The 24,687-nt window shown below is 72.3% G+C and carries 25 protein-coding genes; 9 read left to right on the top strand and 16 right to left on the bottom strand.

From position 1 onward, the window contains the following. Positions 1-833: CE1758 family FMN-dependent luciferase-like monooxygenase (locus CWN80_RS12015; protein WP_128277337.1), on the bottom strand; the 833-nt coding region annotated here is incomplete at its 3' end. A gap of 88 nt (positions 834-921) precedes the next feature. Further along, positions 922-1,881: a methylenetetrahydrofolate reductase gene (locus CWN80_RS12010; RefSeq protein ID WP_128277336.1), complete on the bottom strand. Its 960-nt coding sequence runs from the start codon at positions 1,879-1,881 to the stop codon at positions 922-924. An 80-nt stretch (positions 1,882-1,961) separates the two neighbouring features. Here CWN80_RS12010 and CWN80_RS12005 point away from each other — a divergent pair, with 80 nt between their 5' ends. Beyond that, on the top strand, positions 1,962-2,720 hold the full coding sequence (locus CWN80_RS12005) for an SDR family NAD(P)-dependent oxidoreductase (protein ID WP_128277335.1): 759 nt from the start codon (positions 1,962-1,964) through the stop codon (positions 2,718-2,720). A 292-nt stretch (positions 2,721-3,012) separates the two neighbouring features. Here CWN80_RS12005 and CWN80_RS12000 read toward each other — a convergent pair whose 3' ends face one another. Next, the gene (locus tag CWN80_RS12000) at positions 3,013-3,480 is read right to left on the bottom strand and encodes an aminoacyl-tRNA deacylase (RefSeq protein WP_040881727.1); all 468 of its coding nucleotides are present in this window, start codon (positions 3,478-3,480) and stop codon (positions 3,013-3,015) included. Between the two features lie 10 nt (positions 3,481-3,490). Then, positions 3,491-3,883: a hypothetical protein gene (locus CWN80_RS11995; RefSeq protein WP_007929597.1), complete on the bottom strand. Its 393-nt coding sequence runs from the start codon at positions 3,881-3,883 to the stop codon at positions 3,491-3,493. Positions 3,884-3,957: 74 nt separating this feature from the next. Between CWN80_RS11995 and CWN80_RS11990 the strand changes: the two genes are divergently transcribed. Next, positions 3,958-4,464 (top strand): DUF4395 domain-containing protein, encoded by a 507-nt coding sequence (locus CWN80_RS11990; RefSeq protein ID WP_007929598.1) that lies wholly within the window; start codon positions 3,958-3,960, stop codon positions 4,462-4,464. Positions 4,465-4,473: 9 nt separating this feature from the next. On the opposite strand, the gene CWN80_RS11985 is transcribed toward CWN80_RS11990, so the two are convergent. Together CWN80_RS11985 and CWN80_RS11980 are read right to left on the bottom strand one after the other, a co-directional pair. Next, the gene (locus CWN80_RS11985; protein WP_007929599.1) at positions 4,474-5,223 is read right to left on the bottom strand and encodes an enoyl-CoA hydratase/isomerase family protein; all 750 of its coding nucleotides are present in this window, start codon (positions 5,221-5,223) and stop codon (positions 4,474-4,476) included. Continuing rightward, positions 5,223-6,401, bottom strand: a complete 1,179-nt coding sequence (locus CWN80_RS11980) for a thiolase family protein (protein ID WP_202865246.1) — start codon at positions 6,399-6,401, stop codon at positions 5,223-5,225. The genes CWN80_RS11985 and CWN80_RS11980 overlap by 1 nt, the downstream gene beginning before the upstream one ends. Positions 6,402-6,662: 261 nt before the next feature. On the opposite strand from CWN80_RS11980, the gene CWN80_RS11975 reads away from it, so the two are divergent. Together CWN80_RS11975 and CWN80_RS11970 are read left to right on the top strand one after the other, a co-directional pair. Next, positions 6,663-6,977 (top strand): hypothetical protein, encoded by a 315-nt coding sequence (locus tag CWN80_RS11975; RefSeq protein WP_128277350.1) that lies wholly within the window; start codon positions 6,663-6,665, stop codon positions 6,975-6,977. 2 nt (positions 6,978-6,979) lie between these two features. Beyond that, positions 6,980-7,825 carry an SDR family oxidoreductase gene (locus CWN80_RS11970; RefSeq protein ID WP_202865245.1) on the top strand — a complete coding sequence of 282 codons (846 nt, stop codon included), beginning with the start codon at positions 6,980-6,982 and terminating at the stop codon, positions 7,823-7,825. A gap of 6 nt (positions 7,826-7,831) precedes the next feature. On the opposite strand, the gene CWN80_RS11965 is transcribed toward CWN80_RS11970, so the two are convergent. Genes CWN80_RS11965 through CWN80_RS11935 form a run of 8 tightly spaced genes read right to left on the bottom strand, consistent with a single transcriptional unit; the run spans position 7,832 to position 17,536 of the window. Continuing rightward, positions 7,832-8,344, bottom strand: a complete 513-nt coding sequence (locus CWN80_RS11965) for a GyrI-like domain-containing protein (RefSeq protein WP_007929603.1) — start codon at positions 8,342-8,344, stop codon at positions 7,832-7,834. Between the two features lie 25 nt (positions 8,345-8,369). Then, complete coding sequence (locus tag CWN80_RS11960; RefSeq protein ID WP_007929604.1) at positions 8,370-9,677, bottom strand: glycoside hydrolase family 15 protein; 1,308 nt, start codon at positions 9,675-9,677, stop codon at positions 8,370-8,372. A gap of 29 nt (positions 9,678-9,706) precedes the next feature. Further along, the gene (locus CWN80_RS15570; RefSeq protein ID WP_169330623.1) at positions 9,707-9,874 is read right to left on the bottom strand and encodes a hypothetical protein; all 168 of its coding nucleotides are present in this window, start codon (positions 9,872-9,874) and stop codon (positions 9,707-9,709) included. Positions 9,875-9,923: 49 nt separating this feature from the next. Continuing rightward, positions 9,924-10,436: a GNAT family N-acetyltransferase gene (locus CWN80_RS11955; protein WP_007929610.1), complete on the bottom strand. Its 513-nt coding sequence runs from the start codon at positions 10,434-10,436 to the stop codon at positions 9,924-9,926. Then, the gene (locus CWN80_RS11950; protein ID WP_192899862.1) at positions 10,433-12,331 is read right to left on the bottom strand and encodes a penicillin acylase family protein; all 1,899 of its coding nucleotides are present in this window, start codon (positions 12,329-12,331) and stop codon (positions 10,433-10,435) included. Before CWN80_RS11950 ends, CWN80_RS11955 begins: the two co-directional genes overlap by 4 nt. After that, the gene (locus tag CWN80_RS11945; RefSeq protein WP_007929621.1) at positions 12,328-14,715 is read right to left on the bottom strand and encodes a GNAT family N-acetyltransferase; all 2,388 of its coding nucleotides are present in this window, start codon (positions 14,713-14,715) and stop codon (positions 12,328-12,330) included. Before CWN80_RS11945 ends, CWN80_RS11950 begins: the two co-directional genes overlap by 4 nt. Further along, positions 14,712-16,043: a lysine N(6)-hydroxylase/L-ornithine N(5)-oxygenase family protein gene (locus CWN80_RS11940; protein WP_128277332.1), complete on the bottom strand. Its 1,332-nt coding sequence runs from the start codon at positions 16,041-16,043 to the stop codon at positions 14,712-14,714. Before CWN80_RS11940 ends, CWN80_RS11945 begins: the two co-directional genes overlap by 4 nt. Further along, positions 16,040-17,536, bottom strand: a complete 1,497-nt coding sequence (locus tag CWN80_RS11935) for a pyridoxal phosphate-dependent decarboxylase family protein (protein ID WP_007929622.1) — start codon at positions 17,534-17,536, stop codon at positions 16,040-16,042. Before CWN80_RS11935 ends, CWN80_RS11940 begins: the two co-directional genes overlap by 4 nt. Positions 17,537-17,699: 163 nt before the next feature. On the opposite strand from CWN80_RS11935, the gene CWN80_RS11930 reads away from it, so the two are divergent. Next, positions 17,700-18,935: an MFS transporter gene (locus CWN80_RS11930; protein ID WP_007929625.1), complete on the top strand. Its 1,236-nt coding sequence runs from the start codon at positions 17,700-17,702 to the stop codon at positions 18,933-18,935. Between the two features lie 82 nt (positions 18,936-19,017). Continuing rightward, entirely contained in the window at positions 19,018-19,971 is a 954-nt protein-coding gene (locus tag CWN80_RS11925) for a hypothetical protein (protein ID WP_128277331.1), read from the top strand. A gap of 77 nt (positions 19,972-20,048) precedes the next feature. Here the strand turns inward: CWN80_RS11925 and CWN80_RS15870 are convergent, their stop codons facing one another. Then, complete coding sequence (locus CWN80_RS15870; protein ID WP_007929627.1) at positions 20,049-20,180, bottom strand: putative transporter small subunit; 132 nt, start codon at positions 20,178-20,180, stop codon at positions 20,049-20,051. Between the two features lie 15 nt (positions 20,181-20,195). Further along, positions 20,196-21,875: a sodium:solute symporter family protein gene (locus tag CWN80_RS11920; RefSeq protein ID WP_128277330.1), complete on the bottom strand. Its 1,680-nt coding sequence runs from the start codon at positions 21,873-21,875 to the stop codon at positions 20,196-20,198. Between the two features lie 185 nt (positions 21,876-22,060). On the opposite strand from CWN80_RS11920, the gene CWN80_RS11915 reads away from it, so the two are divergent. From CWN80_RS11915 to CWN80_RS11905, 3 genes are all read left to right on the top strand, one after another. Then, on the top strand, positions 22,061-23,377 hold the full coding sequence (locus CWN80_RS11915) for an alpha-hydroxy-acid oxidizing protein (protein ID WP_007929628.1): 1,317 nt from the start codon (positions 22,061-22,063) through the stop codon (positions 23,375-23,377). A 67-nt stretch (positions 23,378-23,444) separates the two neighbouring features. Next, entirely contained in the window at positions 23,445-24,071 is a 627-nt protein-coding gene (locus tag CWN80_RS11910; RefSeq protein WP_007929638.1) for a maleylpyruvate isomerase family mycothiol-dependent enzyme, read from the top strand. A 164-nt stretch (positions 24,072-24,235) separates the two neighbouring features. Beyond that, positions 24,236-24,601 (top strand): ribosomal maturation YjgA family protein, encoded by a 366-nt coding sequence (locus CWN80_RS11905; RefSeq protein WP_007929640.1) that lies wholly within the window; start codon positions 24,236-24,238, stop codon positions 24,599-24,601. Positions 24,602-24,687 lie beyond the last annotated feature (86 nt).

Genomic DNA, 24,687 nt, shown 5'->3' with positions numbered 1-24,687 from the left:
CCGCAGGGCCGGTCATAAGCAAGGGTCAGACCCCAGGTGGTGGCGCAGTCACGATGCTCGCAGTCGAAGTAGGGGCGGAAGACCCGCTTGGCCTCGGCCTCGGTGTCGGCCATGAAGGCCTGCCCGCCGAGCCCGACGATCGCCTGGTTGGCGTCGCCGTGGCCGTAGTGCTCGAAGCGCTGGCGGTAGAGGCCGACCATCTGGGCGGTGTGCTCGATGTTCCAGAAGATGTTGTTGTGGAAGAACCCGTCGCCGTAGAAGGCGGCCTGCTCGGCGATCTCGGTGGACCGGATCGAGCCGTGCCAGACGAAGGGGGCGACGCCGTCCAGTGGCGCAGGAGTGGCGGTGAAGCCCTGCAGGGGCGTGCGGAACTGGCCCTTCCACGTGACGTTCTGCTCGCGCCACAGGCGACGGAGCAGGTGGTAGTTCTCGATCGCCAGCGGGATGCCCTGGCGGATGTCCTTGCCGAACCACGGGTAGACCGGGCCGGTGTTGCCGCGGCCCATCATCAGGTCGACGCGTCCGCCCGACAGGTGCTGGAGGAAGGCGTAGTCCTCGGCGATGCGCACCGGGTCGGTCGTCGTGATGAGGGTCGTCGCGGTCGAGAGCTTGAGGCGCTCGGTCTTGGCGGCGATGTAGGCGAGGTGGGTCGTCGGCGCGGAGGGGACGAAGGGCGGGTTGTGGTGCTCACCCGTGGCGAAGACGTCGAGTCCGACCTCCTCGGCCTTCAGGGCGATCTGCGTCATCGCGTGGATCCGCTCGCCCTCGCTCGGCGTGCGACCGGTCGTGGGGTCCATCGTCACGTCGCCGACGGAGAAGAGTCCGAACTGCATTGCCGCGCTTCCTGCTGGATTATTGAATCGTCAATTATCCTAACGGCGTGGGGCCGGGATCCATTCCCGGGTGGTCGTCGTGGGCCGGCTACACCCGGTCGAGCAGGGCCGCGACCTCGTGGGTCAGCTCCTCTGCGGCCTCGATCTCGACCCGCCGGCTGGAGACGGACTCGATGTTGAAGCCGAAGGGGATGCCGAGGTAGCGGCAGAAGTCGGTGAGCTCGCGGGCGGCGTTGAGCGCGTGCTGGCGCGACCACTTCAGCGGGTCGTCGGCGTGGACGATCTCGTTGCGCACCCAGCTGGGCACCCGCACGCCGAGCCACTCGAGGAAGCTCAGCGTCTTATCCGACCCGCACAGCGAGAGGGTGAAGATCAGGGGCGCCGGGTCGAGCTCGTCCTCGACGACGGCATAGCGGTAGTCGGAGGCGAGGTTCTTGGCCGCGCCGATGTCGTAGACGATCTGGCTGATGAAGAAGCCGGCGCCCGCGTGCTGCTTGCGCAGCAGTCGCTCGTGCTCGTCCCCGCGGCCGGAGTGGCGCTCGGGGATCGTCACGCCACCCAGCGGCAGGCTCGGCCGCACCTCGCGGTGCAGCTCCAGCGCGCGGGGCAGGGTCGTGTTCACCTCGGCATCGCTGCTCGAGCTGCCGACGAAGACAGTCAGGACGTTGTCCGGCGCCGCGGCCAGCCAGTCCGCGAGCTCGTCCTCGCGGTACTTGCCGACGGCGCGGTAGACGATCGCCGGCCGGTCCCAGCCGGCGAGCTGCTCGCTGAGGTAGTCGCCCGGGTCGAGCATCGAGGCGAAGGGGAAGGGTCGGGGGGCGGCGTTGCGGTCGGCCTCGTCGGTGATGTCGTAGAGGACGAGGGCGTCGACGGGCAGGGCCTCGGCGCGGGCGAGGGTCCGAGCGGCGATCTCGCTGATCCGCTCGGGGGCGGTCTCGGCGCGGGGCGGGGTGATGCCGAAGAGCAGGACCTCGCGCGGGTTGCGCACCGCGGCAGGGAAGTCGCCGGGGGAGGGGGGCTTGGATTCCTCCGCAGGGAGCTCGCTCATGCGGGCACCGTAACCGGGGATCGGCCACTGGTTAGGCTCGGCCCGATACCCGGACACCGTCCCCCTTCGAGGAGAGCACCGTGCAGATCACCGACACCGCCGCCATCGTCACCGGAGGAGCCTCGGGCCTCGGCGCAGCGACCGCAGCTGCGCTCGCCGCGGGCGGTGCGCGCGTCTTCGCCTTCGACCTGCCGGCCTCGATCGAGGGCGCCCCGCAGGTCGACGGCGTCGAGTACGTCGCCGTCGACGTCACCGACCCCGAGCAGGTCCAGGCCGCGGTCGACACCGCCGCCGGCGCCGGCGTGCCGCTGCGCACCGTCGTCAACTGCGCCGGCATCGGCCCGTCGATGCGCATCCTCGGCAAGAAGGGCCCGCACGACCTGGCCTTCTACGCCAAGGTCGTCCAGGTCAACCTCGTCGGCTCCTTCAACGTGCTGACGCTCGCCGCCGAGAAGATCTCCCAGACCGAGGCCCTCGAGCACGGCGCCCGCGGCATCATCATCAACACCGCCTCGATCGCGGCCTACGACGGCCAGGTCGGCCAGGCCGCCTACTCCTCGAGCAAGGGCGGCATCGTCGGCCTCACCCTGCCCGCTGCCCGCGACCTCGCCCAGTACGGCATCCGCGTCATGACCATCGCTCCCGGCATCGTCGAGACCCCCATGCTCGCGACCGTCTCCGAGGAGTTCCGCGAGGGCCTGGCGAAGGGAGTCCCCTTCCCGCAGCGTCTCGCCCGCCCCGACGAGTACGCCCAGCTCGCGCTGTCGATCATCGACCACGACTACCTCAACGGCGAGGTCATCCGCATGGACGGCTCGCTGCGCATGGCTCCTCGCTGAGTTCGCGCTTCGGTCTCCTAGGAGGGCGCCCCGCGGCCCGTCTGCCCGTTCCGTGAGGAGGGCGCCCCGCGCCCGTCTGCCCGTTCCCTGAGGAGGGCGCCCCGCGCCCGTCTCGAAGGGCCGCGAGCACAGGGCTGGGGGTGGTCCTGAGGAAAAGTCCCGACTCCTGTCGCACACGCCTCACCGGGCGTAGCAGGGTCGGGACTTTTTCCATGAGTCGGGCCGACCCCCACCCTGCGCCGCCCCTCACCGTTCCCTGAGGAGGTCGCCCGCGGCCGTCTCGAAGGGCCGGTCAGGCGGGGTCGGTGACGTCCGCGACCTGGGCGTCGAGGTGAGCGAGCATGGCGTCGGCGTCGAGGGTGGCGGCGACGCCGTGGGCGCCGGCGCCGATGGAGACGGTGCGGCCGGCGACGGTCTCGTCGGCGACGACGGGCAGTGCCTGCAGCGAGCCGAAGGGGGTGATCGTCCCCCGCTCGTAGCCGGTCACCTCGCGGGCGATCTCCTTGTCGGGCAAGGAGATCCGGTTGACCGACAGCAGCGCGCGCAGCTTCGGCCAGGAGATCTGCCGGTCGCCCGGGACGAGGACGAAGAGGTGGTCGCCCTCCCCCCTTCGCACGACGAGGGTCTTGATGATGTCGTGTGGCTCGACCCCGCGGGCTGCGGCCGCCTCCTCGAGGGAGCGGACCATGCCGTGCCGGGTGATCGTGTGCTCGATACCGCTGTCGTCCAGGGCCTGTGCTGCGCGGGTGCCACCGTCCATGACCGGCAGCCTACGACCGTCCGAGTCGCGCACTCAGGCGCTGGCCCAGCTCGACCTCGTGGGGGAGTCGGCGCATCTCGGCGGCATCGGCCGCCACGCCCTGCGCCCGCAGCCGCTCCGCCAGGAAGTCCCAGTGATCCTGCTCCATGTCCTCGTGCGTGAGGTCGCCGTGGGGCTCGTCCGGGCCGACCACGGTGACGGCCGTGTCGGCGATCTCCTCGATGGTCATGCGCTCCCACAGGCCGTCCGGGCCCCACTCACTCCAGCCCCGATCGTCGAGCAGGATCCGTCGGGTGCCGTCGTCGAGGACGGCCAGGTGGAGTGCGGACACGGACATCGACCGGGGGCCGTTGGTTCCGTCGTCGAGCTCGACGACGGTCACCAGGTGGGTCACGGAACGCATGACGCCTCATCCTGCCAGCGCGCACACATCACACGACGTTATGTCTGTCCAAACGCAGACTTATGATTGTGGGCATGGCCTTCTTTGACTTCCCCAACCCGGTCAACGACAAGGCGGCGCGCACGGTCGCCACCGGTGTCGTCGCGATCAGCGTGCTGACGCTCGTGACCGGATGGTGGTGGCTGCTCGTGCCGCTCGGGCTGGGCTTCCTCGGCCGGGTGCTCGCCGGGCCCCGGCTCAGCCCTCTCGGCTGGTTGGCGATGCGAGTCGTCGCTCCTCGGCTCGGGCAGCCGGTGCTGACGCCGGGGCCGCCCAAGCGCTTCGCCCAGGGCATCGGTCTGGCCTTCTCGACGACCGCGGCGGTCCTCGCCCTCGGTCTCGGCCTGCACACCGCCGCGGGGATCGTCCTCGGCGTGCTCGTCGTCTTCGCGACCCTCGAGGCAGCGCTCGGCTTCTGCGCCGGTTGCTGGGCCTTCGGTCACCTCATGCGGCTGGGCATCATCCCCGAGGAGACCTGCGAGGCCTGCGCCGACATCACCCGTCGCCGCCCGGCCGTCGAGGAGCCGGTGACGACGGCCTGAGCCGCCGGCTCAGCGCCCGAGGAAGGCGTCGAAGAGCGCCTGCGTCTCGGGCAGCGATGCCCGGGCGCGGATCGTCTCCGCCTCGTCCCGACCGCTCTCCTCACGAGAGCGAAGGGAGCCTGCCCGCAGCAGTCGTCGGGTCTGGCCGTAGGCGCCGGCCGGTCCGGCGGCCCAGGTGGCCGCGAGCTCACGGGCCCGGGCCAGCGGGTCGGCGGCGACCTCGGCGACCAGGCCTTGCTCGCGGGCCTCGTCGGCCGACAGCGGCTGATCACGCAGCGCGAAGGCGAGCGCCCGCTGCCGACCCATCGCCAGCGGCAGCAGGGTCGACGTGCCGCAGTCGGGGTTGAGCCCGATCTTGGGGTAGGCGACGACGAACTTCGTGTCCTCGGCCGCGATGACGACGTCGCCGGCGAGCATGATGCCCAGCCCGGCGCCGGCGACGGCACCGTGCACGGCGACCGCCACCGGCTTGTCGAGCGCCTCGAGCGCGGCGACCGCGGCGTCCCCGGCGACGGCGAGCTCGTAGAGGTCACCCGCGGTGTCCTGCGAGTCGGCGAAGGAGGCGATGTCGCCGCCCCCGCAGAAGCGCTTGCCGGCACCGCTGAGGACGACGGCGCGCACCCCTTCGTCCTCGGCAGCCCGCTCGGCGGCCTCGCGCAGGGCGACACCCAGCGCCATGTCGAGCGTGTTGGCCGCCTCCGGGCGGTTGAGCTCGATGTGGGCGACGCCGTCGACGACGGTGTACTCGACGGAGGCCATCAGATCCGCCGGAACATCGCGGCGAGGGCCTGGCCGCCACCGATGCACATGGTGACGATGCCGAGCTCGAGGTCGCGCCGGACCATGTCCTTGGCCAGGCGCAGGGTGAGGATCGCGCCGGTCGCGCCGACCGGGTGGCCCAGGGCGATCGCGCCGCCGTAGGGGTTGACGCGCGCGGGGTCGAGCTCGGTGTCGCGGATGACGGCGACGGCCTGCGAGGCGAAGGCCTCGTTGAGCTCGATCGACCCGATGTCCGAAGGGGAGGTCCCCGTCTTGTCGAAGAGCGCCCGCAGCGCGTGGGTCGGTGCGTAGCCCATGAGCTCCGGCTCCATCGCCGCGGTGGTGACCGCCTCGAGGCTGACGAGCCCGGTGAGGCCGCGCTCGGCGACGGCGGACTCCCGGCCGAGGACGACCGAGGCAGCGCCGTCGTTGATGCCCGAGGCATTGCCGGCGGTGACCGAGCCGTCCTTGGCGAAGGCCGGGCGGAGGCCGGCCAGGGTCTCGAGAGTGGTGTCGGGCTTGGGGTGCTCGTCCTTGTCGGCGGTGAAGGGCTTGCGGCCCCCGACCTCGAAGGGGGTGATCTCCTCGGCGAAGGCTGCCTGCGCCTCGGGGGTCGCCGCGCGGCGCTGCGACTCGAGGGCGAACTCGTCCTGCTCCTCGCGGGAGACGCCGTACTTCTTCGCGACGTTTTCCGCCGTGACGCCCATGTGGATGCCGTGGAAGGGGTCGGTGAGCATGAGGACGGTGCCGTCCTGCAACTGGCGGTTGCCGAGCTTGTAGCCGCTGCGGGCACCGAAGTCGTAGAAGGGCATCCGGGTCATCGACTCGTCGCCGCCGGCGAGGGTGAAGTCGAGGTCGTTCCACCGCATCTCCATCGCGGCGGACCAGATCGCCTGCAGGCCCGAGCCGCACAGGCGGTTGACCGTGTAGGCGGGGACGTTGGTCGGCAGGCCGGCCGTGACGGCGACGCGACGCGCGTTGTAGGCGTCGGGGCCGACCTGGCCGATGCAGCCCATGACGACCTCGGAGATGTCCTCGCCCGCGACACCGGCGCGCTGCAGCGCCACCCGGCTGGCCTCGGCGCCGAGCTCGAAGCCCGGCACGTCCTTGAACATCCCGCCGAAGCTTCCGGTCGGGGTACGGGCGCCGTCGACGACGACGATCTTCTCGGTGCTCATCAGCTGCTCCGTGGTCGGTGGGTGCGTTCGGAGGTCAGCATCCCACCACGCCCCTCCCGGTCCCTGAGGAGGTCGTCCCGCGACCGTCTCACCGGTCCCTGAGTGGGTCTCACGTCCCGCGTGGGCGGTCGCCCCGCGACCGTCTCACCGGTCCCTGAGTGGGTCCCACGTCCCGCGTGGGCGGTCGCCCCGCGACCGTCTCACCGGTCCCTGAGGAGGTCGCCCCGCGACCGTCTCGAAGGGCGGTCGTAGCCTGTCCGCATGGCACTTCGCAGCGCAGAGAGCGTCCAGACCGCACCCGTCGCCGCCCTCGGGCTGATCGGCGGATACCTCACGGCCCGCGAGAGCGGCATCCGTCCGCTCGGGGGAGTCGTCCTCGGCGCGGCCGGTCTGCTCGCCGGTCGCAGCTGGCTCGCCAAGACCGACCCGGCGACGACCGCGGCGCTGTCGGCGATCTACCTCGGGGGCTTCGGCGCCTCGCACCCGCTGGCCAAGAAGGTCGGCGCCTGGCCGGCCGTCCTCGGCGTCGCCGCTGCCTCGGCTGCCGCGTCCTACGCCCTGTCCGACCGGCGCTGACCGTGGCCACGGCTCCCATCGCCCTCACCGGGGCGACCGGTCGCATCGGTGGCCGCGTGGCCGACCGCCTCGCGACGAAGGGGGTCCCCCTTCGCCTCCTCGTCCGCGACCCCGACCGGGCACCGGATCTGCCGGGTGCGACAGCGGTCGTGGCCCCCTTCGCCGACGGTGAGGCCGTCCGCGAGGCCCTCACGGGGGTCGAGACGGCCTTCATGGTCTCCGCGTCGGAGGCGGCCGACCGAGTGCAGCAGCACCTGACCTTCGTCGAGGCGGCCGCGGCCGCCGGGGTGCGGCACCTCGTCTACCTCTCCTTCCAGGGGGCGAGCGCGGCGTCGACCTTCACCTTCGCCCGCGACCACGCGGTGACGGAGGCGGCGATCCGTGGGACGGGCCTGACCTGGACCTTCCTGCGCGACTCCTTCTACGCCGACTTCATGCCGGGGCTCGTGGGTGACGACGGCGTCATCCGCGGACCCGGCGGCAGCGGCCGGGTGGCCGTCGTGGCCCAGGACGACATCGCGGACGCCGCTGCTGCCGTGCTGCTCGACCCGGCCGCCCACGCCGGCCGCACCTACACGCTGACGGGGCCAGCAGCCTTGTCCTTCACCGAGATCGCGACGATCGTCGGCGAGGCGAGCGGCCGCGAGGTGACCTACGTCGACGAGACGCTCGACGAGGCCCGAGCCTCACGGGCGGTCTACGACGCTCCTGATTGGGAGGTCGCCGGCTGGATCTCGACCTACACGGCGGTCGCCGCCGGCGAGCACGCCGAGGTCACCGGCGACGTCGAGGCGCTCACCGGGCACCCGGCGACGCCGCTGCGCGAGGTGCTCGCCGCGGGTCGCTGAGGCCGCTCAGCTCTCGTAGGGCAGCACCAGGTCGGTGCGGAGCGTCGCGGGGTCCAGGTCGGGGGAGGGCTCGGTGACGTAGACCTCCCAGAAGGGCAGCGCCGGCTGGTGCCCGTCGGCCGCCACCTGTTGCATCAATCGGCCCCACGCGTCCCCCAGACCGTCGTACCCGCCCAGGTGGGAGACCGTCGCGACCTGCGTCGCCGGCATGCTCGAGGGCAGGAAGGTGATGCCACCCGCCTCGAGCTGGCCGTCGAGCGGCGCGGCGACGGGGAAGCCGGCCTCGAAGGTCATCGTCGCCCCCGGCATGCGGTGGTGCAGGGAGATCGCGGGCCCGGCGATCTGCACGCCTGCCTCGGCGAGCGCGGGCACGAGCGCCGTGAAGGTCTCGTCGAAGATCGCGGGCATCCCGTCGGGAGCCACGTCCTGGGCGAGGCGGACCACGGTCGGGATCTGCTGGGTGACGAGATAGCTGACGCCCTCGTGGGGCGGTCGGAGGTAGGTGGGGGTGTCGGTCACGGGTGCCTCCTGCGTCGGTGTGCTGTCAGCCTGCCACGTCGGCCGCGGCGGTGAGCGTGACCGCGGCGGTCCACGCGAGCGGCGACGGGCCGGCGGGGGAGCCGTCGTCGAGGACTTTTTCGGGCAGCGACCCGGCCGACGTGCGGTGCTCGGCGAGCCAGCGCAGGGTCTCGACCGCGCGCTCGCGGGTCGTGGGACTCGTGGCCCAGGCGCCGGCGAGCACGGCCGTCTCGGGGGTCCAGGCGACGCCGTCGTCGCGCCAGTCGCCGCCGGGGGCGTAGCCGCCGTTGGGCCGGGCCATCTGGCGGGCGGCGTCGTCGAGCGCGGCCCGGATGTCCGCCTCGCGTGGTGGCGCCGTGCGGTAGGGCGGCAGCAGCCAGGCGATCGCGGTGTCGCTCGCGCCGCCGCTGATCCGACGGGGCCAGCCCCGCATGCCGAAGGTCGCGTGCACCTGGTGGTCGAGGTGCAGCGCCGCTGCGGCGCAGCGTTCGCCGAGCCGGTCCGGCAGGAGGGTCGCGGCGTGCTCGAGGCCGGCGAGGACCGGGGCGGCGGTCCCGAGGGTCAGCTGCCCCTCGTCGAGCTCCCAGTAGTCGGGCGAAGGGAGCGGCAGCCCGTCCGAGGCGAGCCGGCCGAGTGCCGTGGTGGCGCAGTGCCGCACGAAGCCCTCGATCGCCGACGCGTGGGAGGTGCCCCGCCACGAGTCGGCCGTCGAGCCGGCTGCCCACAGCGCCCAGCCGAAGCCGTCGTCCTGCGGGGGCCGGTCGTCCGGGGTGCCGCCGTCGAGCGCGTAGCGGGCCTGCATCCGCCCTGCCCGGCCGACGCGGGAGGCGAGGGTCGCGAGCTGGCGGGTGGCCCCCTTCGCGTCGCCGAGGCGGTGGAGGGCGACGGCCACGTGCGCCGTGTCGCGGGGCCACGCGTGACGCCACATCGGGGACCACCCGGCGACGGCGAGGGGCAGTCCCGCGGAGAGCACCCACAGGTCGAGGGCGGCTTGGCGGGCGAGGTCGCGCGGGGTGCCGGCCACGTGCCCGGGCAGGCTCAGGCCGGCGAGCCACTCCTCCTCGGCCTCCAGCAGCGGCCCCTGCTCGGGGCCGACGAGGACCCGTGAGTCGGGGAGCAGACGCTCGAGGTCGGGTGTCTCGACGAGCCGGCGGGTTTGCCGCCACGGACCCTGCGAGGTCTGCATCGCGACGGTGAGCCCGTACGACGCGGGCACCTCGTGGCGGGTGCGGTAGAGGCCGATGCCTCCGGTGGCCGTGGCCGTCAGGGCGGCCGCACCCATCGACCCGGCGACGAAGCTGCGCCGGGTCGGGTGGCCTGAGGGCTCGGTCATCCCCTCACGCTACCGAGCGGTCGCGCGGCTCAGGTGCGCCGTCGGTTGCCCGCCATGCCGACCGCGACCCAGGCGGCGGCGACGAGGATGCCGCCGCCCACCGGGTACCAGCGCGGCACCGTGTCGAAGAAGGCGAAGCCGAGGCCGAAGGCCATGGTGATGATCACCGCGACGAGCGCGGGCGTACGTGTCCCCATGCGGTCAGTGTGGCGGCGGCTCGCGACGCCTGTCCACGGTCGGGCGTGGTCAGACCTGCAGCAGCGACGCGAAGCGCTCCCGCGTCAGGTAGACCATCCGGGCGTCCTTGTCCCCGATGCGGACCTGCTCGCCGAGCTCGAATCCGGTCTGCCGCAGCCGCTCGAGGATCGCCCGGTTGGCAGCGTCGGGCTCGCCGACCAGCCGCTGCACGGCCGGGTCGGCGAAGGCCCACGCGAAGATCCCGGCGCCCACCGCGAGGGGGTCCTCCCCCGGCGCGACGAAGACGTGCGCGCCGAGGTCACCGGGCTGCACGTCGTAGGCCTCGGCGATCGGGTCGTGCTCGGGCTCGTAGGTCTGCAGCAGCGCCACCGGCCGTCCCTCGACCTTCCCGATCCACGCCCAGTGCGCCTCGAGCGAGTCGACGAAGGCGTAGACGTCGCGGATCTCCTCGATGCTTTTGTCGCCCATGCCCCAGAAGCGCCCGCGCGGGTGGGTCACCCACCCGTGGATCAGCGGGGCGTCCTGCTCGGGCTGCAGGGGTCGGAAGGTCAGGTCGGTCATCGGGTCTCCTGCTCGTCGGTCGACTGCGGCTGGGGTCGTGGGGTGGCGACGTCGGCGAGGTCACCGTCGCGCCACAGCCCGTGCTGGTCGTGGGCGTGGGGTGAGGTGGCCGGGCCGGCGGCGCCGAGCGGCACGGCCCAGCCGCTCGGTCCGCCGAGGGACCAGACGAGCCGGGCGGCCGGGCCCCGCCAGCACAGGTCGCTCAGACCGGGGGCGGCGGCGGTGGCGAGCACGCAGTCGCCGTCGCCACCGAGCGGTCCCGAGGCGGGGGCCGCGGTGTGCTCGGCCCGGACGAAGGGGGCGACGTGCCGCTCCCCCCACGTCCGGTCGTCGGCGGGGGCCTGGGCGACCCGGACGAGTGCCTGGACGGCGAGGTCGTCGAGGGGCAGGCCCCAGTCGCGCCCGACGTGCACGATCCGCTCGATCCCGGCGCCGACCCGGGCCACGGGGTCGACCCAGGGGGCGAAGAGCGCTGCGAGACCTGCGGGTTCGTGGATCGGCGCGAGCCGGGGGTGGGCGGCGACGGCGAGCACGAGCTCGGTGCGCCAGCTCGCGAAGAGGGCCGCGTCGTGGCTGCACGCGTCCATGTGCTCGTCCCAGGCGAGCAGCCGCAGGCGCAGCTCCTCGGCGGGTCCGGTGGCCGCGACCCCGTCGAGCAGGGCAGCGTAGGTCGGCCAGGAGCCGAGCCGCGTGTCGACCTGGACCGCCGCGAGGCCGGCGGTGTCCCACGTGGTGCGCTCGCCGAGTAGCTCGGTGATCCGCTGCGCCCGGTGCGGTGCGGCGAACTCCTCGCCGAGGTCGGTGACGGAGGGCCGGCGGTCGTTCGCGTGCACGACGACCTCGCCGACGGTGAGGTCCCGCCGCGCCGGGGGCGCCGCCACCGTGCCCATGTGGCCGACCTGAGTGCGCATTTCCCTAGGGAGATGCGCATCCACTGCGGGTTTCACGAGGCGGCCGGCGACGCGCTCGCGCACCCGACCGTCGGCACCGGCGATGACGACGGCGTTGACCGGCTCGACCCAGCCGTCGAGGGCGGCGTCGACGTCGTCGACGGTGCGGGCCAGGAGCAGCCGACGCATCGCCGCGAGTCCGATGTCGCCGTCGAGGCCGGCGGGCGAGATCGGGTGGGGGACCACCGGATCCGCGTCAGGGGCGATCTGCTGGTAGTCGGCCATGGCGTGCGTGACCGCCCACGCGACCGATCCGGTGTGGCCGAAGTGGGGTACGCCCGGCACGCCGGCGAAGGCGAGTCCGAGCACGTCGAGCTGCGGCGTCGTCAGCCGCACCTGCTGGTAGATCCCCGGCGCCTCGAGCACTCGGTGCGGGTCGGCGGCGATCATCGGCGCGCCGGTGGCGGTGCGTGACCCGGTGAGCGCCCACGCGTTGCTGCCGCCGAGCGGCACCCCCTCGTGGCTGAGCAGGTCGAGGGCGTCGTCGCCCAGCTGGGCGCGCACGTGCCGCCGCCACAGCAGGTGGCCGAAGTTGCCCATGAGCACGTGCTGCACGAGGAAGACCCCGGCGGGCGACCACGGCTCCCAGAGCTGCGGCTGGGTGCCGGTGGCAGCGAACTCCGGTGCGCGAGAGCCCCCTTCGTCGAGGCCGTCGTTGACCCCCGCGACGTAGGCGTGCAGCCAGCTGCGGGTGTCGTCGTCGAGGTCGGCGACGGCTGCACGGGCGATGCCGGGCAGGTCGGCCCGGGTCGCGAAGTCGTCCCAGTCCGAGGTCCCGAGGAGGGCGGCGGAGGTCGCCTCGGACCGCCGCCGCTCCACCTCGATCTGCCAGGCCCGGTCGACAGCGGCCGACCGACCCTGGGCGAAGGCGAGGTCCTCGAGCGTCTCCCCCCAGCAGAGCGGGATGCCGTGGGCATCCCGCTCCACCCGCCAGCGTCGGGTCACCCGGCCACGTCCCTGCTCACGCTGCCGCCGCCGACGTTCCCTGAGGAGGTCGCGAAGCGACCGTCTCGAAGGGTCGCGGCGTGGAGGGGGTTGTCGAGGTCCCCGACCCGGATGAGCGATCCCTCGGGATCGCTGAGGTCGACCATCTGCAGCGTGTTGCGCAGCTGCAGCCGGTTGAGGCAGGAGTGCTCGAAGGTCGGCCGCAGCAGGTCGAGCCGGGCCGCTCGCGGGTGGTCGGCCGCGTGCTCGGTGATGCACTCGGCGACGAGGCCCCAGAAGTCCTTGCCGGTGAGCACCCCGTCGTCGGCGAGGATCTCCGCGACGAAGCGCAGCACCCCGTCGAGCACGTCGGTGAGCACCGACAGCGACTGCACCTGCGGGTCGAGGACGTGCCGGATGCGCTCGACCTCGGGCGGCAGCTCGCGGTCGGACATGACGACGACCTCCTCGCCGATGTCCTTCATGTAGACGCCGGTGGGCACGTGGTCCTCGAGGACGAGGATGAGGTTTTCGCCGTGCGGCATGAAGGCGAGGTCGTGCACGCCGAGGCAGTGGACGACCGGCCGCAGGTAGGCCCGCAGCATCCGTCGCACCCACTCGGTCGCACCGATCGGGCTGGCGGCGATGAGCTCGGTGATGAGCGCCGTGCCCTCGGCGTCGCGGTGGAGCAGCCCGGTGAGCGACTGGAGGCGCTCTCCCGCAGCGAGCTTGGGCACCGGCGACTCGCGCCACAGGGCGGCGACCATCTTGGTGTGCGCACTGGGCGAGCCGAGCTGGTGGTAGGCGTCGCCGGTGTAGCCGACGGCCGCGACCTCGCGCAGCACCTTGAAGCCGCAGTCGGCGAGCTCCTGGTCGGCGGCGACGACGCCGGCGACCCAGTCGTTGATCGCCGGCGTGGCCGCCATGTACGTCGGCGAGAGGCCGCGCAGGAAGCCCATGTTCTGGATCGCCAGTGCCGTCTTGACGTAGTGCCGCTCGGGCCGGCTCGTGTTGAAGAAGGTGCGGATCGACTGCTGCGCCCGGTAGCGGTCGTGGGTGGTGCCGAGGTGCACGACGTCGCGGCGGGCGATGTCGGCGGCGAAGGTCACCGCGAGCTTGTGGTCCCACTGCCACGGGTGGACCGGCATGAGCAGGTAGTCGGCGGGGTCGACCCCCTTCGCCTCGAGACGAAGGGAGAATCGCTCCCGGTCCGCCGGGTCGAGCTCGCCCGCGTAGAGGTCCTCCTCCGTCATGCCGTCGGCCAGGGAGAGGTGGGCGACGGTGCGCCGCACCGCGATCCACTGCATGCGCACGTCGGCGCCGGCCTCCGGCGAGTAGGCCTCGTGGTCGGTGGCGGAGAAGCCGATGCGACCGTTGTTGGCGACGAAGGCGGGATGCCCTTCGGTCATCGCCGACTCGATGGTCTGGAAGTCGGCGTCGACGAGGTCGCGGCTCGTGCGGCGCCCGTGGTGCCACTTGAAGGCCAGGCTCGCGAGGGTCCCGCTCAGCTCCTCGAGGTAGGTCGAGCGGAGGTGGTCGGGGATGCCGAGGTCCTCGTGCAGGTCGGAGACGACCACCAGGGCGTCGACCTCGGTCGGGCTCCCGTCGACGGTCCGCTCGATGCTCGCCGGGTCGACCCGCCAGTGCTCGAGAGCGTGCCGGGTGGCCGAGAAGGTGTAGCGGGCCGCCCCGGCGCTGATCGTCCACCGCCCGTCCGCCGTGGGCTCGGGCTCGAGGAGCCGCTCGTGGGTGAACTCGCCGATGGCCTTGGCCGCGACGTGCCGGTGGGCGCGGGCCATGACGCCCGGCTCGAGGTGGGCGACGTCGGGGCTCGGCAGCTCCTGCGTGCCCCGCTCCAGCTCGCTGGCCGCGAAGTCGGCGACGGTGCAGAAGCTCAGCAGGGCCTGCTTGTCCGGCAACGAGATGCGGCGGTCGACGACGAAGCCGGCGGCGGCGTTCTTGGCGTGGATCGCGTGGTTGCGGGCGTCCGGCTCGACGACGACCTCGGTCGTCGCGGGGTCGCGGAAGCAGAAGTGCATGACCGCGCGGAAGACCTGCGAGGTCAGGCCGCTCACCGGCGTGTCGGTCGGCGCGACGAGCACGTGCATGCCGAGCTGACCGGGGGTGACCCGGTAGTGCGCGGCGAGCACGGAGTGCGCCGGGTCGTACGTCTCGGTCAGGAAGGTCGGGATGCCGTCGACCCGACCCAGCCAGGCGTCGTGGTGCTGGTCGGCGTCGATCTCGTCGAAGGCCGCCCGGGTCTGCTCCGGGGTGTACCCCTGCATGCCCCAGAAGGCCGACTTGGGGTGGGTCACCCAGTCGTGCAGCAGGTCGGCGTGCTCGGCGGGGACGACCGGCTCGATTGTCACGCGGCCGACGGGCGTGAGCAGGGCGAAGGGGGTCATCGCGCCACCGCCTCGGCGCGCACGGGCTCCACCACGGGGGAGTCGATCTCACCGACCCCGAAGTGCTGGAAGGCGATCCGCTCCTCGACGGGGTAGACCTCGCGGCCGGTCATGGCGTTGATGATCACCGAGTTGCGGTAGGCGCCCATGCCGAGGTCGGGGGCCAGGACGGAGTGGGTGTGCTCCTCCGCGTTTTGCACGAAGATCCTGCCGTCGAGGTCGACGCTGTAGTCGGCCCCGGTGTCGTAGCGGTCGCGGGCATCGCGCCGGATGCGTCCGGCGACGGGCTCGAGGAAGGCGGGGGTCCGGGGGCGGTAGCCGGTGGCGAGGACGAGGCCCTCGCTCGTCACCCGCACGGCGGCGTCCTGCTCCTCGTGGTGCACGCCGAGCGTGTACCGCCCGGAGATGGCGTCCCAGCTCGCCTCGCGCACCTCGCTGTTGGTGAGCAGGGTCGTCGGGACGGGTGCGCCGGTCTCGACGCGGATCCGGTAGAGGGTGTCGTAGACCTGGTCGACGAGGTCGCCGCTGATCCCCTTGTAGAGGTTGCGCTGCGCGCGCAGCAGCACGTCGCGCCGCTCCATCGGCAGCTCGCGGAAGTAGCGGGCGTACTCCGGCGAGGTCATCTCGAGCGTGAGCTTCGTGTACTCCATGGGGAAGAAGCGCGGCGAGCGGGTGATCCACGTCAGGTGGTAGCCGTGCTCGGTGATGCCCTCGAGCAGGTCGAGGTAGATCTCGGCGGCGGACTGCCCACTGCCGATGACGGTCACCGACCCCTGGTCCTGCAGGGCCGCTCGGTGCTCGAGGTAGTGCGCGGAGTGGGTCACGGGTCCGCCGAGGCCCTCCGCGACGGGCGGGAGCGTCGGCTCGGTGCCGATGCCGAGCACCACATGATAAGCGCGAAGGGAGGTGACCGTCCCGTCGCCGAGGCGAGCGGTGACGACGTAGGTGCCGTCGGCCTCGCGCTCGACGGAGGTCACCTCGTGGCCCCAGCGGATGGTGTCGAGCTGGTCGGCGACCCAGCGGCAGTACTGGTCGTACTCGGCGCGCAGCGGGTAGAAGCTCTCGCGGATGTAGTACGGGTAGAGCCGCCCGATCTGCTTGAGGTGGCTGAGGAAGCTGAAGCGGCTCGTCGGGTCGGCCATCGTCACGAGGTCGGCCATGAAGGGCACCTGGATGGTCGCGCCCTCGAGCATCATCCCGGGGTGCCAGCTGAACTCGTCCCGCGCCTCGAGGAAGACGCCGTCGAGGTCGGGCAGGTCGTGGGTCAGGGCGGCCAGGCCGAGGTTGAAGGGCCCCAGGCCGATGCCGACGAAGTCGTGCACCTTCATCGCGCCACCTCCAGCTCCGCGAGGCTCAGCTCGTCGAGGTGGACCGGTTCCTGAGGAGGCGCGCCAGCGCCGTCTCGAAGGGCGGCGAGCAGCGCCTCTCCGGTGGCGGCGATCGTCTCGAGGATCCCGAGCAGGTGCGCCAAGGGGGTCTGCGGGTTGAGCAGGGTGAACTTCAGCCACGACCGCCCCTCGATCGTCGTGCCGGCGACCATGACCGACCCGTCGTCGAGGAGGGCGTGCCGGATACGGGGGTTGAGCGAGTCGGCCTCGGTGACGCCCACCCCCTTCGGCCGGTAGCGCATGAGGACCGTGCTGAGCACGGGCTCGACGGCGACCTCGAAGCGGTCGTCCTCCCGCAGCACCTCCCACACCTCGTGGGCGCGGTCGATGACCTCGTCGAACATCTCGCCGACGGCGTCGGCGCCGGTGACCCGCAGCGTCAGCCAGAGCTTGAGCGCGTCGAAGCGGCGCGTCGTCTGCAGCGACTTGTCGACCTGGTTGGGGGTCACCGCGGTCCGCGGGTTGAGGTAGTCGGCGTGGTGGGTGACGTGGGCGAGGGTGGCCCCGTCGCGCACGACGATCGCGCTGGAGCTCACCGGCTGGAAGAAGGTCTTGTGGAAGTCGACGGTCACCGAGTCGGCCCGCTCGATGCCGGCGAGCAGGTGCCGGCGACGAAGGGAGACGAGCAGCCCGCCCCCGTAGGCGGCGTCGACGTGCAGCCACGCGTCGTGGGCGGCGGCGAGGTCGGCGATGGCGGCGACCGGGTCGATGACGCCGAGGTCGGTGGTGCCCGCGGTCGCGACGACGGCCATGGCCGTCTCCCCACGCTCGCGGATGCCGTCGAGCTCGCTCGCCAGGGCGGCGACGGACATGCCGCCGGTCGCGTCGGTCGGCACCGCGATGACGGCGCTCGGGTGCAGCCCCATGATGCGGGCGGCCTTGATGACGCTGAAGTGGCTGTGCTCGGTCGCGAGGATCCGCAGCGTGGCGTCGGGCCCGACCCGGCGGACCGCCTCGCCGCGTGCGAGGAGCAGGCCCTGGAGGTTGGACTGCGTGCCGCCGCTGGTGAAGACGCCGTCGGCGCCCTCGCCGAAGCCGATGCGGCCGGCGGTCCAGCGGATCAGGCGCTGCTCGACGAGCGTGCCGCCGGCGCTTTGGTCCCACGTGTCGACGGAGGTGTTGACCGCCGAGATGATGCCCTCGGCGAGGACGGCCGGTAGGGCCACGGGGCAGTTGAGGTGGGCGACGTAGGAGGGGTGGTGAAACCAGATGGCGTCGCGCAGGTAGATGTCGGTCACCTCGGCCAGCGCCGCGTCGAGGTCGGAGGCGGGCCGGTCGAGGTCGACACCCTCCACGGCGGGGGTGAGGTCGGCGACGGTCGCCCCGGTCGACGGGGCGTCCGCGGCTAGGTGCCGCGCGACGAGCTGCGTCACGCGCGCCATGCCGCGGACGTAGTCGTCGGCGGTCTCGTGCGTCAGGAGGTGGGGGTTCACCGAGCATGCTCCTAGAAGTAAGGGATACCTAACTTAGGTAGTGCTGGCCTAACATAACTGCCGTGCGCCGACCTCGCTCGTCGAGATCGCGACGCTGCGCATCACCGCCGATGCGCGATGACCCCTACCCGGGCACCTGCCCACGAGCGCGAGGAAGAACCCCGTGACGACCACTGCCCCGACGGCCACTGAAGACGCCAAAACCCTTGGCGCAGAGCGGTTCCGGCTCATCACCGCCCTGTACTTCACCCAGTACCTCGGTGTGGGCTTCCTCACGATCGGGCTCGTGGCGATCCTCCGGGACGGCGGGACCTCCCTCGCGACGCTCGGCATGCTCCAGACGATCGGGCTCATCTGGCCGCTGAAGTTCCTCTGGGCGCCGCTCGTCGACCGCTTCGGCAGCCGGCGGGTCGGCCACTACCGCTCCTGGCTCATCCCGCTGCAGCTCGGCCTGGTCATCACGCTGCTGGCGCTCACCCCCTTCGCCACCCCCGCCGACCATCTCGGCCCGGTCTTCGCGATCTGCGCGCTCTTCGTCCTCTTCTCCGCCACGCAGGACATCGCCGCCGACGCGCTCGCCGTCCGCCTCCTCACCGACTCCGGTCGGGGGATCGGCAACGGGATCCAGGTCGGCGGCAACTACCTCGGCAGCGTCGTCGGCGGCGGCCTGGCCGTCGTCGTCTACGACCGGTGGGGCTGGGTGCCCGCGATCCTGCTCCTGGCTCTGCTCACCGCCGCGGCCCTCGGCGTCGTCATCGGCTTCCGCGAGCCGACCCGCGAGGTGCAGGTGCGCCGGGCCGGGCTGCGCGAGCTCCTCTCGGTCTTCGCCCAGCAGGGCTGCCGCAGCTGGGTGCTCGTCGTCGTCCCGCTCTACTACATCGGGGCCGCCGTGGGCTACGCGATCGTCTCGCCGGCTCTCGTCGACGCCGGCTGGTCGCTGACCAAGATCGGGGTCGTCTCCGGCGCGATCGCCTCGGCACCGGCCGTCCTCTCGGCGCTCGGCGCGGGTGCGCTCGTCAGCCGCTGGGGTCGTCGTCGCGTCCTCGTCCTCGGTGGCGTGCTCCTCGCCGTCGCCACCCTCGGCCTGGTGCCGCTCGCCCTCGGCGAGGCGTCGACCGTGTGGACGACGATCGCACTGTGCGCCTTCATGGCCGCCTACGCGGTGGCCAATGTCGTCGTCTACACGATCAACATGGACTTCGCCCGCCCCGACTCGGCCGGCACCGACTTCACGACGCTCACCTCCTTCGCGTTGGCGATGTCCTTCGTCGCGGCGGCCCTCGCCCTCACCGCCGCCGTGTGGATCGGCTACCTCGGGGTGCTCGTCGCGTCGATCGCCCTCGTCCTCGTCGGCACCGCGCTCGGCCTGCGGCACCAGCGTCGGCACGGGGTCTCCTGACGCCCGGCGCCCGCACGCGCGGGGGAGTGCTCCCCGTGCGAGTCGCTTGCTGTCGGCGGCAGATGTCGATTGCATGACCCCCATGAGCTATCCGCCCTCCTCGCCGTACCCGTCGAACCAGCCGCCACCCGAGGGGCAGGGCACGCCCACCGGCGGCCAGCCGCCGTACGGCACCCCGCCCGCTCCGGGCACGGGTGCGCCGCAGGGCTCCCAGCCGCCGTACGGGTCGCAGCCGGCCTACGGCAGCCAGCCGCCCTACGGGTCCCAGCCGCCCGCCGGTGGCCCCGGTGGCGGGATGCCGCCCATGCCGCCCGGTGGTGGTGGGATGCCGCCGGTGCCGCCCGGTGGGGGCTTCGCCGCCCCGTACAGCCCGATCGAGGCGATCGTCTACGGCTTCCGCACGTTCGGCCAGCACGTGGGCGTCTTCCTCGTGCTGGGGCTGCTGCTGCTCGTCGTCACCGTTGGCGTGCAGTTCCTCTTCAACCTCATGGGCGGCGGTCTCGAGATCTTCTCGGCGCCCTCGTGGGACCCCGACACCCCGACGCCCGAGGCCAGCCTCGGCTCCTCGCTGCTCGAGCTCGTCGGCAGCCTGCTGTCCAGCCTCTTCGGCTGGATCGTCGGCCTGGCGATCATGCGCGGCGCGCTCGACGTCGTCGACACCGGTCGGGTCGAGATCGGTCAGCTCTTCAACCGCATCCCCTGGGGTCAGGCCCTCCTGGCGGGCATCCTCGTCGCGGTCGCCACGCTGGCCGGCCTCATCGTCTTCTGCGTCGGTGCGATCGTCGTGACCTTCTTCCTCTACTACACCAACGCGGCGGTCCTCGACGGCAAGAGCGCGACCGACGCCATCTCGGCGAGCTTCACCTTCGTCAAGGACAACCTCGCCGAAAACCTGCTCCTCTGCCTCCTCGGCGTCGTCGCGATCATCGCGACCGTCTGCACCTGCTACCTCGGTGGCATCGTGCTGGGCCCGGTCATGACGATCGCCGTCGCCTACACGTGGCGCCACCTGCAGGGGCGCCCCGTCGCCCCCTGACCCGGCTCCACCCGGCATGACGAAGGGCGGGCCCGCACTACGGTGCGGACCCGCCCTTCGTCATGCCGTGGCCGAGGTCAGATGATCTTGCGCCCCTCGTCCTTGGCGGCGCGCCACTCCTTGTAGAAGGCGACGCAGATGATCGTCAGGATGACGGCCACGATGACCGGCCAGACGAGGACGTAGGCGGTGAGTGCGGTGATCGACATGGGGATCCTTCCGGGTCAGGAGCGGGCGGGCTCGAGGTCGAGGTCGTCGTCGCCGGTCAGCGACTCGTCGTCGGTGAAGTCACCGGTGCGACGGGCGATGAGCGAGAAGTCGAAGGGCCGCTGTCGCGACGCGAACGACATGACGACGCAGACGATCGTCGAGATCGCGTAGGCGGCCAGCGAGCCGGACAGCGCCGGGTACTGCGAGATCACCCCGATGGCGAAGGGGGCAACCCCCACCGCGAAGACGGCACCGAGCGAGATGCCGACGCGGGCGCCGAAGAAGCCGAAGGCCATGAGCCCGATGACGATGCCGGCGCCGATGATGCCGACGACGTCGACGACGAGGTCGAGCGCCCCGGACTGCGGCAGCCAGCCGAAGCGCACCGGCAGGAAGACCGCGAAGGCGACGAGCACGGAGACGGTGAAGGCGGCGTTGGTGACCCTCGACCAGTAGAAGGAGGCGATGACGGGGAAGACGAGGCAGCCCCACATCGCACCGACGAAGACGAGCAGGTCGAGGATGTTGAGCTCGAGCGCGGCGAAGAGGACCGCCGCGACCGTGGCGACGACCATCGTCAGGCGCCCGATGAGCAGCATCGTCGCGGGGTTGATCGTGCCGGCGCGACGGGCGCGGTCGCCGTAGATGTCGGTCATGACGATGGACGACAGGGCCGCCAGGTCGGAGTCGGCCGTCGACGACAGCGAGCCGATGATCATGACGAAGAAGATGACGATGAGCGGGGTCGCGAGGTGGGTCGCCGCCATCTGCGGCAGCAGGTTGTTGGGGTCGCCGCCGGCCGGGTCGATGCCGGCGTAGAGGGCGAGCACACCCATCATGCCGACGCCGATGATCGTCGCGCCGTAGCCGACGGTCGCGGTGACGAAGGTCGGCTTGATGAGGTCCTCGCGCACCGCGAAGAGCCGCTGGGCGATCGTCTGGTTGCCGATGGCGTAGGCGAGGACGGCCGCGATGTACGGCGCGCCCTGGCCGAGGAAGGCCTCGGAGGAGAAGAAGCTCGACTGGTGGGCGGTGAGGTTGCCGGCGCCCTCGCGCAGCAGGTCGGGCCCGCCGAGCACGAAGAAGAAGGCCGGGACCAGGACGACGACGGCGAGGAGCATGGCGACGACCTGGGTGAAGTCGGTGAGCACCGATGCGCGGAAGCCCGACCAGATCGTGTACATCAGCACGCCGGCCGCGATCATCAGCACGCCCTGGATGAAGCTCATCGGCGAGAGCATCGCGATGAGCGCGCCACCGGCGATGGAGTTGGACATGAGCGAGATGACGCTGCCGAGCACGTTGGAGATCGCGAGCATCAGCTGGCTGGATCGTCCGTGGCGGGCGCGCATGACCTCGGCGAGGGTGTGCGCCTGCGGGGCGACGGCCCGGATCCGACGGCCGAAGGGGTAGATGAAGAGGATCATCAGGGCGCCCCACAGCCCGTAGTGGATGGGACCGGAGATGCCGTACGTGTAGCCGGAGGTCACCGAGGCGTACATCGACGAGGCCCAGATCCACGTCGCGGTCATCGAGGCTGCGGAGATCCCGAAGCCGATGTTGTGCCCGGCCGTCATGTACTCGTCGGCGTTTTCCTCGCCGCGACTGATCCGCATCGACATGACCATGGTCAGGCCGTAGAAGAGGACGAGCAGCAGCACGATGGTGGCGATCCCCAGGGGTGGCGTCGGCATGCCTTCCTTCCGGTGTGGTGTTGTGGGTGTGGCTGAGCGGAAAGTAACCCGACGGGCAACGAAGGGCTAATGGAGCCAACCGCGCCCAAACTGCCCCAGAAGCCCATGAGGTCAACGAAAGGTCGAGGTCGGGCCACGGCCGTCGCTGTGGCCGATCTCACCGCTTGGGGCCCTAACCTGCGGTCATGACGACTCCCCAGCCCAGCCCCGGCCGCGCCCGCCAGGACGCGATCTACCGCCCCGGTGCGCTCGGCATCGCGCCCACGGTCCCGACGGACGTCGCGGAGCTCGAGCGCCGGGCGCGAGCGGCCATGAGCCGCAAGGCCTGGGCCTACATCGCCGGGGGTGCCGGCGGCGGCGCGACGATGCGCGCCAACCGGGCCGCCTTCGACCGGTGGCAGGTCGTCCCGCGCATGCTCCACGCGACGACGACCCGCGACCTGTCGACGACCCTCCTGGGGACCGAGCTCACCGCGCCGCTGCTGCTCGCCCCGGTCGGGGCGGCCGGCCTCGTCACCGACGACGCCGACCTGCTCATCGCGCAGGGGGCGCACGCCAGCGGCGTGCCCTACGTCTTCTCCTGCCAGGGTTGCTCGCCGATGGAGGAGACGGCGCAGGCGATGGCCGGGACCCCGTTCTGGTACCAGCTCTACTGGTCGACCGACGAGGCGCTCGTCAACTCGATGATCGCTCGGGCCGAGGCCGTCGGCGCTCAGGCGCTCGTCGTCACGCTCGACACGACGATGCTCGGGTGGCGCACGCAGGACCTCGACCTGGGCTCCCTCCCCTTCGCCCGGGGCCAGGGCATCGCCCAGTACACCTCCGACCCCCGCTTCATGCAGCTGGTCCGGGAGCAGCTCGCCGACACGGCGCGTGCCGCGCAGTCGCTCGGGATCGACCCGCGCAAGCCGCTGCGGGCGGCCCGTGCGGCGAAGGGAGGAGTCGGCACCCTGCTCTCGATGAGCCGCGAGCACCCCGGCGGGGTCCGCGACAACCTGCGCTCGCCGGAGCCGCGGGCGGCGGTCGAGACCTTCCTCGACATCTACTCCAACCCCGCGTTGTCGTGGGAGCACATCGCGACCCTGCGGGAGCGCACGAGCCTGCCGGTCGTGCTCAAGGGGATCCTCCACGAGGACGATGCACGGCAGGCCTTCGACTCCGGTGTCGACGCCGTCGTCGTCTCCAACCACGGCGGGCGACAGGTCGATCGGTCGATCGCGGCCCTCGACGCGCTCGCGCGGGTGCGCGAGGCGGTCGGGCCGGAGCCGACGGTGCTCATGGACAGCGGGGTGCGGTCGGGGGCGGACCTCTTCGTGGCGCTCGCGCTGGGCGCCGATGCCTGCCTGCTCGGGCGACCGCACGTCTACGGGCTGGCGCTCGACGGCGCGACCGGCGTGAGCGCGGTGGTCGACAACGTGCTCGCCGAGCTCGACCTGACGATGGGGCTGGTCGGCGCAGCCTCGATCGGCGACATCACCCGGGAGCTGCTCGTCGAGGTGTGATCTCGACACGTCGGGCGGGGCTCGCTTCGTCGTGCGGGGTGTCGTACCGCCGTGCCAAGGTGGGCCCATGACAGATGTCTGGGAGCTCGTCCACGCCGAGCGGGCCGCACTGGCGGCCGACCTCGAGGGCCTCACCGACGAGCAGTGGCGCACCGCGTCGCTCTGCGACGGGTGGAGCGTCCACGACGTCGCGGCGCACCTCGTCGCCAATGCCCTCGCCACCCCCTTCGGCCTCGTGCGGGGGATGGTTCGGGCCCGGGGTGACTTCGAGCGGATGACCCAGCAGGGCGTCGACCGGCACCGCGGGGCGACACCGCGCGAGACCCTGAGCAGCCTGCGCCAGGTGGCCGGTCGGCGGACGGGGCCGCCCACCCGGCTCGCCCCGCTCGAGAGCCGGCTCGTCGAGGAGGTGGTCCACGGTGAGGACATCCGCCGGCCGCTCGGCATCTGGCACGACTACTCCGCCGAGGCGATCGAGGGTGCGCTGCGCTACCAGGCGCGCACGCCCGCCTCCGTCGGTGGAGCACGCGAGGTCGCCGAGCGGGTCACGCTGCGGGCGACCGACCTGGACCTCACCCTCGGCGACGGGCCCGAGGTCCGCGGACCGGCCCTCGCGCTGCTGCTCGCGATCTCGGGGCGCGACGTCGTGCGCCCCGACCTCGACGGCCCGGGAGTCGGCCTGGTCGGGGGGTGAGCAACCCCGAAATGCGGGTTCCTCCCCGACGTAGCGCGCACCGGTGGCGCATCGCCATTGGTGCACCGGCCGCCAGACACTACCCGTGAGTAGTCCGTGGTGCAGGGCGAGGCGCACGTCAGCCCTCTCAGCGGGGTGCCAGTCGGGGGTGGTGAGGTGGCGCGGTGCGCCGCCTCCCCACCTTCGTCGTCCTGTGCATGGTCGTGGCGACCGGGCTGACCCTCCAGGGCTTCCGCGATCTCGTGTGGACCGACGCCGCCGGCAGCGTGCTCTACGCGACGGCGGCGGTCCTCTCCCTCCGCGTGGTGTGGCCGGGGCGTGAGGCGCCGCGCCCGCTCGTCGTGGCCGTCGTGGCGCTCGGGCTGTGCGTGGTCGTCGAGCTGGCCCAGCTCACGGGTCTGCCGGCGCGGGTGCCGCAGCTGCGACTGGTGCTCGGGACGACCTTCGCCCCGGACGACCTCCTCTGGTACGCGGTGGGCGCACTGGTCGGTGCCGGGGCGTTGGTGCTGGTGGAGCGCCAGCGGCGCTGAGGCGAGGCTCTGGCTGGTCGACTGAGTCCTCCCGCCCCCGTCCCCCGTACCTTCGCACTGGCCCGGGAGGCGAGCTCGGGGGCAGC

This window comes from Janibacter hoylei PVAS-1 (genome assembly GCF_004025845.1).
Taxonomy (GTDB): domain Bacteria; phylum Actinomycetota; class Actinomycetes; order Actinomycetales; family Dermatophilaceae; genus Janibacter; species Janibacter hoylei.
This window is presented reverse-complemented; position numbering and strand designations above follow the sequence as displayed.